This window comes from Mesorhizobium sp. M1409, from assembly GCF_040317535.1.
Lineage (GTDB): Bacteria > Pseudomonadota > Alphaproteobacteria > Rhizobiales > Rhizobiaceae > Mesorhizobium.
Genome location: NZ_JAMYKV010000018.1, coordinates 99,019 through 108,124 on the forward strand (window position 1 = coordinate 99,019; position 9,106 = coordinate 108,124).

Sequence of the window (9,106 nt, forward strand, 5' to 3'; positions counted from 1 at the left end):
GGGGTGACCCTTCTGCAAATCTACTGGCGAGCGCTCGGATATCTCGCCGCGGACAGGAAACGCGTCGCGTTGATCTGTTCGGCCAACGTGGCTCTCGCCATCATCGCCATTCTCGAGCCGATTATGTTCGGACGGGTGATCGACGCGATTTCAGAACGCGGCTCGGTGTTTATGACACTTGCCCTATGGGCTGGCCTGGGCGCCTTCAACATCGTGGCATTCGTCCTGGTGGCGCGTGGCGCGGACCGCTTTGCCCACAGGCGCCGTAGCGAGGTGCTTTGCGACTCGTTCGAGCGCGTGATCACCATGCCGCTTGCCTGGCACCACCAGCGCGGCACCTCCAACGCCCTGCACACCCTGCTTCGCGCGGTCGAGACGCTGTTCAGCCTGTGGCTCGAATTCATGCGTCAGCACCTGTCGACGGTGGTTGCGCTGTTCCTGCTGATCCCGACCGCGGTCAGCATGGATCTGCGCATGTCGCTGGTGCTTCTGGCGCTCGGCGCGCTCTATGTCGGCATCGGCCGGCTGGTGATGAAGCGCACCAAGGCGGGTCAGGCCGCCGTCGAGCGCCACTACCACAAGGTGTTCGCGCACGTGACCGACTCAGTCAGCAACGTTGCCGTGCTGCAGAGCTACAATCGTCTCGGCCACGAGGCCGATACGCTGCGCCGCTATGTCAAGAACCTGCTCGACGCCCAGAACCCGGTGCTCGACTGGTGGGCGATGGCCAATGCGCTGCACCGCCTGTCGTCGACGATCTCGATGATGGTCGTACTGTTGATCGGCGCCTATCTGGTCACCCACGGTCAGCTGCGCATCGGCGACGTCATCGCCTTCACCGGCTTTGCCACGCTGCTGATCGCCAGGCTCGACCAGATGTCGGCGTTCGCCAACCAGATTTCGGAGGCCCGTGCCAAGCTCGAGGACTTCTACCACCTTGAGGATTCCGCGGCCGACGCCGCCGAGCCGGACGGCTTGCGTGATCTCGCCAATGTCACCGGTCATGTCCGCTTCGAGAATGTCGGCTTCGAATTCGCCAATTCGGGCCATGGCATCGACGACGTCTCCTTCGAGGTCCAGGCCGGCCAGACCGTCGCCATCGTCGGCCCGACAGGCGCCGGCAAGACGACGCTCATCAACCTGCTGCAGCGTGTCTTCTCGCCGTCGCATGGCCGCATCCTGATCGACGGCATCGACACCCGCACCGTGACCCGCAAGTCGCTGCGTCATTCGATCGCCACCGTGTTCCAGGATGCGGGCCTGCTCAATCGCTCGATCGAGGACAACATCCGCGTTGGCCGCGCCGATGCGAGCAACGACGAGATCCATGCCGCCGCCAACGCGGCTGCCGCGCAGGACTTCATCCTGTCCAAGAGCAATGGCTACGACACGCTTGTCGGCGAACGTGGCGGCCAGCTGTCGGGCGGCGAGCGTCAGCGCATCGCCATTGCCCGCGCCGTGCTCAAGGACGCGCCGATCCTGGTGCTCGACGAGGCGACCAGCGCGCTCGACGTCGAGACAGAGGACCGCGTCAAGGAAGCGATCGACGAGTTGCGGCGCGACCGCACCACCTTCATCATCGCCCACCGCCTGACCACCGTCCGCGACGCCGATCTGGTCGTATTCATGGACAAGGGCAGGGTGGTCGAGATGGGTGGCTTCACCGAGCTGTCGCTGCGCAATGGCCGCTTTGCCAGCCTGCTGCGCGCCGGTGGCCTGCTCAACGACGAGGAGGTTCGCCGCCTCAGCCGCACCGTGCTGCAACAGCAGGAAGCAGCGGCCTGATCTTCTTTCTTCTACCTCCCCCTTGTGGGGAGGTCGGACCGTAGGTCCGGGTGGGGGTACAGGCGCCACCGCCGCTCCCCCACCCCGCTGCTTCGCAGCGACCCTCCCCACAAGGGGGAGGGTAAGAAGACCTGCGACACCACCGCTCGATTGCCCCGAACGCGCCGGCGGTCTATGTAGAGCCGCATGATCGATACGACTTCACGCCTGACCGGCTGGATGGATCTTGCCAACCCGACGCGCTTCGTCGGGCTGGCCGACAGGATCGTGCCGTGGCTGGCGTCCATCGCCGCACTCATCCTCGCCGTCGGGCTCTATATGAGCTTCGCCGCGCCCGAGGATTTCCAGCAGGGCATCACCGTTCGCATCATGTACATCCACGTGCCTTTCGCCTGGCTCGCCATGATGTGCTACACGCTGATGGCGATCTCGGCGCTCGGCACGCTCGTCTGGCGGCATCCGCTGGCCGATGTCGCGCTGAAATCGGCCGCACCCATCGGCGCTGTCTTCACCGCGCTGGCGCTGATCACCGGTTCGATCTGGGGCAAGCCGATGTGGGGCACCTGGTGGGTCTGGGACGCGCGGTTGACCTCGGTCTTCGTGCTGTTCCTGATGTATCTCGGCATCATCGCGCTGACCCGCGCGCTCGATGACGCGAGCCGCGCCGCCTGGGCCGCCGCCATCATCACGCTGGTCGGCTTCATCAACATTCCGATCATCAAATTCTCGGTCGACTGGTGGAACACGCTGCACCAACCGGCTTCGGTTTTCCGCATGGGCGGCTCGACCATCGATCCCAGCCTGCTATGGCCGTTGCTGGTGATGGCGCTCGGCTTCACCGTGCTGTTCTTTGCGCTGCACCTGATGGCGATGCGCACCGAAATCCACCGCCGCCGGGTCATCGCCATGCGCCGTGTCGCGGCACGGCAGGCTGAGCGGTCTCCCCTTGTGGGAGAAGGTGTCGCCGAAGGCGACGGATGAGGGGTGTTCCAGGGAACGCCAACGTCTCACTCCGCTGGAACACCCGTCATCCGTCTCGGCGCCGCGCGCCGATCCACCTTCTCCCACAAGGGGAGAAGGGAAGGCGATTCCTAGTTCACCCCATCCTTCCGCGCGCCGCCACCGGCAGCGTTTCCAGCACCTTGTCGCCGTCGATCAGATTGACCTCGTTGAACAAATTGGTGACGACGCAGCAATGGTCTGGCACGACGCGCACCCGTTCGCCGATGCGCAGCCTGCCGTCGCCCGAAAGCGTGACGGTGCCATGCTCCTCGCTCAAGCCCGTCACCCGCGCTCCGGAAATGCCCAGCAGTTCGCCGAAATCGACGAGCCCCAGCGTATCGCTGGACAGCGCCTTGCTGCCGGCATCGAGGATGGCGCGCGTTGCCGTGGGATGGCTGACCACCGTCGACAGCACCGTCAGCGCGCAATCGTCGAGGCTGCCGACGCCTTTGGCGACCTGGTAGCGGTCGAGATAGATGTAGGTGCCGGGGCGATACTCCGTGACGACCGATGCGTCGCTGGAGCGCCAGATGTCCGGCGTGCCGCCGCTGGAGATGCGTTCGCAGGCCAGACCCGACGCGGCAAGCGTCTGCTTGGCGTCGGCAAGCCAGGCTTCGGCCTCCGCGGCGCGGCCGGCGGCGGGGTAGGTCATCAGCCCACCGAAGGCGAGGCCGCCGGCTCTGTCGATCCGTCTTGCCAGCGCAACCGCTTCATCCGCCGTTTGCACGCCGCAGCGGCCCATGCCGGTGTCGCATTCGACCAGCACCTGCAAACGATGACCGGCATCGGTGAAGGTCGCCGCCAGCCCTTCCAGCGTCTCCATACTGTCCGCTGTCACCGACAGGGTGACGCGGCCATGCAGCGCCTTCAGCCGCTCCAACTTGGCGCGCCCGAGAATGTTGTAAGGGAGAAAAATATCGGTCAGCCCGGCATCGGCCATTACCTCGGCTTCGCCGATCTTCTGGCAGGTGATGCCGACGGCGCCGGCCGCGACCTGCTTCTTCGCCCAGTAGGGCAATTTGTGCGTTTTGATATGCGGCCTGAGCTTCAGCCTGTTCTTGTCGGCATGGGCCTGCGCGCGGGCAATATTGGCTTCGGCGCGCGCGGCGTCGATCAGGATCGATGGCGTGTCGAGATCATGGATGGTCGGCATCATCTGTCATCCTGTGAAAATCCGCAGGGTTATGGCCTCGAACGAGCGTGATGTCACGCGGCCAGCGGAACCGATCTGTGGTCCATGTGCTCGAGTCGGAAGGTCTGGCAGGATCGACACCGCATCGGGGTTCGGCTATGCGATTTGCCAATGCATGTCGCCCAAAAGTGTGCAGCGGTTTTGGGATCACGACATGCGCGCTAACAACCCTAAAGCGCGTCGCGTACCAGACGCGACACGCTTTGACCAAATCGACACGAAGGACCATGATCATGAAACGCTCCGCCATCAACGATATCATCCGCGAAGCCGACGCTTTCATCCGCTCGTTCGGCTACATCATGCCGCCCTTCGCCTATTGGTCGCCCGAGGAGGCGAAGGCGCGGCAGGTCGACTCGTCGGCCGTGTTTACCTCGCGGCTCGGCTGGGACATCACCGACTACGGCCAGGAAAAGTTCAAGGAGCTCGGCCTGTTCCTGTTCACCGTTCGCAACGGTCGCTACGAGGACATGAAGAAGGGCATGGGCATGCTCTATGCCGAGAAGATCATGATCTCGCGCAAGGACCAGCTGTCGCCGATGCACCGCCACAACATCAAGGCCGAGGACATCATCAACCGTGGTGGCGGCAAGCTGGTGCTGGAACTGTTCATGCACGATCGCGACGGCGGTATCGATCCCAAGGCCGAGGTCTCGGTGCCTGTCGACGGAACCATCCATAGGCTCCCGGCGGGCGGGCTCCTGAAGCTCGACCCGGGCCAGAGCGTCACGCTTTTGCCCGGCGTCTGGCATGCCTTCTGGGCCGAGGGCAAGGATGTGCTGATCGGCGAGGTGTCGACCGTCAATGACGATCTCACCGACAACGTCTTTCGCGAGCCGATCGGCCGCTTTTCCAATATCGAGGAGGATGTCGCCCCCGTGCATCTGCTGGTGTCCGACTATGAGAAGTGGCTGGGCTGAGAGGCAAAGCGGGCGCCGCCCGGCGCCTCAATGACAGCAGCTTGCGCTCGTCCCGCGCAGGCAGGATGAACTGATCGGCACGTCCGCCCTGGTCAGCGCCATGGCAAGGCTCGCCTGCAGCCCTTCACTCTCGCCGCGTCGTTTCAGGAATTCCACCAGCCGTGCAGCGCCCGGACATTGCTCGGATGCTGGTCAGCGCCGCACCTTAGGGGACAACATCATATCGCTCGCGCTCGCGCGCTCATCCTGGCCAGCGGCTTAAGAGCGGCGGCCCGGCGTCGAGGGGTGTCTTGAGGACTGGCGCCGAGCCTGACCGGCTTACGGGGGACAGTGCCGGCTGTCCGAATGATAAGCTATTTTATGCATTCCTGCTAATTTAATATAAAATCATGTTCCGTTCCCTACGCTAGGCCGACCGAGCCAAGAAGCGAAACCCGCGTGAAGCATTCCGCTGCGTTCGGCGTCAATTATCGGGCGACCGAAATGTCTGGTGACAGCCGCTACGGATTTCCGAATCTGTTCAAAAGAATCCTGATCAGTGTCGACAGCCTTGGTGTCTTCAACCGCATAGCGACCGATGCCGAGACGCAGGCGAGATCAACGGTGGAAGAGGTCGAAGTGCTGGCTCGCATCATCATGGAGAAAATGCAGAGCCTTCACGGTGACAGCTATCGGATCGACGTCAACCAGCGCTGCGGTTACGTCCTCGTAACGAAGCACAACCGCTGACATACGCGACCATCCCATTTGGTCCGCTGCCGTTGGTGGCGGGGCTTTCTTTATCTTGTGGCAGAAAAGTCACGCAGCTTGAATATGCAGAGATGCAACCGGCGCGAGCTTATTATCCAGCTAAGCGAGGCGTACCGTCGTCAAGGGGCAAAGGGGACGCCCCTTGACCGCGACGCGGTTTCATTTCCTCCCGAACTAGCGCCCGCTGCCTCACGGCGGCGGGCTTTTTAGCGTGAACATGGCAGGAACAAATCAGCGATTCCGTGTTACAGTCATGTTGCACCGACAACAAGGTACAGGACGGGACATGCCCGGAATACAAGGGTTTGCGCGTGACACAACGGGAAAACCCTTGCAACACGGTTGTGCCGGGACCGATCTTCCTAAGCTCTTGATATCATTAGAAGAACGGTTGGCTGGGGAACCTGGATTCGAACCAGGACTAACGGAGTCAGAGTCCGTGGGTCTACCGTTAACCTATTCCCCAGCAGGCGCGGTCATGAACCGTGCGGGCCGAGCGGCTGAGCCGCTTGAGCGCTGCCTTGTAGCCGCCAGCGGAAAATAGTCAAGCCTGCTGAGTGCTTCAAACGGCAGGTTTCGTCAGCCAGTTCAGATGCCGCGTTTCGAACGTCGCGTCGGCTCCGAGTTCAATCTCGTGCTCAGCTTTCTGTCCGGCTGAACTGCGAGCGCTCGAAGAACAGCACGATGCCCAGGCCGAGGAACAACGGAATGATCAGGTAGAACAGCCGGAACACCAGCAGCGCCGCCAGCACGCCGACGGGTTCCATATCGGAGAGGCCGGCGAGGAAGACGACTTCGAACACGCCGAGGCCGCCCGGCGCGTGCGAGATCTGCGCGATCGAGAAGGATACGAGGAAGACGCCCAGCACGACGAAATAGCCGGGATTGTGGGCTTCGGGCAGGGCAAAGAAGATGATGGCGGCGGCCGCCAGCAGTTCGATCGGGCCAATCAGCAGCTGTCGCGCGACGATCGGCAGCGCCGGATAGTGCAACTGGAAGCTGGCGATCTTCAGCGGGCGCAGGTGCAGCCAACTGCCGAAAATGTAGGCGGCCACCAGCAGCAGCATCGCGACCCCCGCCGCCTCCGACAGGCCGTGATGGGCAATGCCGGAAAACCGGTCGAGTATCTCGGGCTCGAAGACCAATACGAGGCCGGAGGCGAGAATCGTCGACAGCACGAAGGTGATCCAGCAGACCGCCACCAGCACGCCGACATCCTGCCCGGTCAGGCCCCTGGTGCCGTAGGCGCGGTAGCGGATGACGGCGCCGGAGAACACCGATCCGCCAATGTTGTGCGACAGCGCATAGGTGGTGAAGGAGCAGAGCGTGACGAACAGCCATGACACGCGCTTGCCGATATGCAGGAGCGCGATGTGGTCGTAGCCGGCGAGCGAGGCATAGGCGATGACCGAACACAGTGCGGCGAGTATCCAGCCGCGGGCCGGAATGGCTGATATGCCGTCCCAGACATCGTCGAGCGAAATGCCACGCAGTTCGTGCCAGAGCAGCGCCAGCGAGAAGATCACCGCCGCGATGCCGATGACCGGCCAGAAATAGCGTCTCCAGTTCATTGCCTGCTTGCCATGCGTTGCGGATCCGCTTCCTCTTCTGCTGGTGATAGGGGGAGGCCGGCTGCGCCGGATTCTTCCGCCCATTTCAGAAATGCCTCATTGAAGCCGGCTATTCAACCGCGAACGTTTTTCGCGGCGACAAACGGCCAGCTTTGTTCGTGCAAGCGGCTGAACGAGACGCCAGCGGTGTTGCACCTGCCAATCCGGGCTTGCGGATACATTACGCGACAGGGCCGGAACGGCGGTTTGCGGACCCAGCCGGCAAAATTCGGCACGCGGCTCTTGGTGATCGGGCGCGGCACTGTTAGTCTGGCGGCAACTTAAAACACTGAAGCGCCTGCTGCGTCCGTCATCGGTTCGCGCGGCGCCGGAAGGAACGACAGTGGAAGACCACGACACCGGCGCCGGCGCGCCGGAGGTGGGCGTGTCCAGCACTTCCCTGGGGTCACCTGGCCCGAGGACCGCCAGCTGGCAGCAACGCCGCCCGACGGAGTCCCGCTCCGCCGACGGGCAGGCGGGCGACGCGCTCCAGAAAGGCAAGCCCAAGAAGCGGCGCAAGCGAAGGCGCGGGCGCAAGGTTTTTGCGCGCGACGAAGCGCGTCCCACGGAAAATCGATCGCCGGCGCCAGTCAAAACCAGTGCCCCGGCGGCGGAGGCGCACAGACCCGTGGAATCAGTGGCCCCGCCCGCGGCTGCGCCGGCGCGCTTCGAACAGGGCACCCGCCGGGCGCCAATGCACGAACTTCCCGTCTTTGCGGCCCTCGACCTCGGCACCAACAATTGCCGGCTGCTGGTTGCCGTGCCGACGCGGCATGGCCAGTTCCGCGTCATCGACGCCTTTTCGCGCATCGTCCGGCTGGGCGAGGGGCTCACCGCCAATGGCAGGCTCGGCCAGCCGGCGATGGACCGCGCGGTCGAGGCGCTGAAGATCTGCGGCGACAAATTGCGCAACCGCAAGATCCGAAAGGCCCGGCTGATCGCCACCGAAGCTTGCCGCACGGCCGACAATGGCGTCGAGTTCCTCGACCGCGTCGAACGCGAAGCCGGCTTGAAGCTCGAGATCATCGATCGCCAGACCGAAGCGCGGCTGGCGGTGTCCGGCTGCGGCTCGCTGGTCGAGCGCGATACGCAAGGCGTCGTGCTGTTCGATATTGGCGGCGGCTCCTCCGAAATCGCGCTGATCGATCTCGCCGGCCGCCGCTCGCCGAGGCTCGCCAACCATATCGTGTCGTGGACGTCGCTGCCGGTCGGCGTCGTCTCGCTGGCCGAGCGTTTCGGTGGCCGCACGGTGACGCGCGAGATTTTTGCCGCCATGGTCGACGACGTCGCCGGCCGGCTGGCCAGCTTCGACGGCCGCGACCGGCTTAGCCATCTCAAGGCCAGCCCGAATTTCCATCTGCTCGGCACTTCCGGAACGGTGACGACGCTGGCCGGCGTTCACCTTGACCTCGAACGCTACGATCGCCGCCGTGTCGACGGGCTGTGGATGGACCGCGACAGCGTCGACCGCATGGTCGAACGACTGGTCGGCTGGGATTTCCAGCAGCGCTGCGCCAGCCCTTGTATCGGCGCCGATCGTGCCGATCTAGTGCTGGCCGGCTGTGCTATCCTCGAAGCGATCCGCGCGGTGTGGCCGTCGGAGCGGCTGCGCGTCGCCGACCGGGGCCTGCGCGAGGGCATATTGAGCGAGCTGATGGCCGATGACGGTGTCTGGCGCAACGATGGGCGCGGCAGAGCATGATCCCGGAAGCGTTGCTTTGGTGAACAGTCGACCCCCACTCCGTCGCGCGAAGCGAGACCCCGAAGCCCTGGGCAGCACCGGCGGCGAGGGGGGAAGCCGTCAACGAAACCCTTACCCGCGCAAAAAGGGCCACCCACCGCCCGGG

The 9,106-nt window shown here is 64.0% G+C and carries 7 protein-coding genes and 1 tRNA gene; 5 read left to right on the forward strand and 3 right to left on the reverse strand.

Annotated features, from left to right (window positions below; genetic code table 11):
• The first annotated feature begins 3 nt into the window (after positions 1–3).
• A complete protein-coding gene (locus NKG99_RS16520; RefSeq protein ID WP_352869544.1) occupies positions 4–1,785 on the forward strand; it encodes a glucan ABC transporter ATP-binding protein/ permease in 1,782 nt (593 codons plus the stop codon).
• Positions 1,786–1,971: 186 nt separating this feature from the next.
• Positions 1,972–2,766 carry a heme ABC transporter permease gene (locus NKG99_RS16525; protein ID WP_352869545.1) on the forward strand — a complete coding sequence of 265 codons (795 nt, stop codon included), beginning with the start codon at positions 1,972–1,974 and terminating at the stop codon, positions 2,764–2,766.
• A 115-nt stretch (positions 2,767–2,881) separates the two neighbouring features.
• On the opposite strand, the gene NKG99_RS16530 is transcribed toward NKG99_RS16525, so the two are convergent.
• Positions 2,882–3,940 (reverse strand): D-TA family PLP-dependent enzyme, encoded by a 1,059-nt coding sequence (locus NKG99_RS16530; RefSeq protein WP_352869558.1) that lies wholly within the window; start codon positions 3,938–3,940, stop codon positions 2,882–2,884.
• Positions 3,941–4,212: 272 nt separating this feature from the next.
• Here NKG99_RS16530 and NKG99_RS16535 point away from each other — a divergent pair, with 272 nt between their 5' ends.
• Together NKG99_RS16535 and NKG99_RS16540 are read left to right on the forward strand one after the other, a co-directional pair.
• Positions 4,213–4,899, forward strand: coding sequence for a D-lyxose/D-mannose family sugar isomerase (locus NKG99_RS16535; RefSeq protein WP_352869546.1), 687 nt, complete (start codon positions 4,213–4,215; stop codon positions 4,897–4,899).
• A 438-nt stretch (positions 4,900–5,337) separates the two neighbouring features.
• On the forward strand, positions 5,338–5,628 hold the full coding sequence (locus NKG99_RS16540; RefSeq protein WP_352869548.1) for a hypothetical protein: 291 nt from the start codon (positions 5,338–5,340) through the stop codon (positions 5,626–5,628).
• A gap of 413 nt (positions 5,629–6,041) precedes the next feature.
• Here NKG99_RS16540 and NKG99_RS16545 read toward each other — a convergent pair.
• Positions 6,042–6,115 (reverse strand) — tRNA-Gln (locus tag NKG99_RS16545).
• A 172-nt stretch (positions 6,116–6,287) separates the two neighbouring features.
• The gene (locus NKG99_RS16550; protein WP_352869549.1) at positions 6,288–7,220 is read right to left on the reverse strand and encodes a lysylphosphatidylglycerol synthase domain-containing protein; all 933 of its coding nucleotides are present in this window, start codon (positions 7,218–7,220) and stop codon (positions 6,288–6,290) included.
• Positions 7,221–7,521: 301 nt separating this feature from the next.
• Between NKG99_RS16550 and NKG99_RS16555 the strand changes: the two genes are divergently transcribed.
• Positions 7,522–8,961 (forward strand): Ppx/GppA phosphatase family protein, encoded by a 1,440-nt coding sequence (locus NKG99_RS16555; RefSeq protein WP_502910956.1) that lies wholly within the window; start codon positions 7,522–7,524, stop codon positions 8,959–8,961.
• Positions 8,962–9,106: the final 145 nt, after the last annotated feature.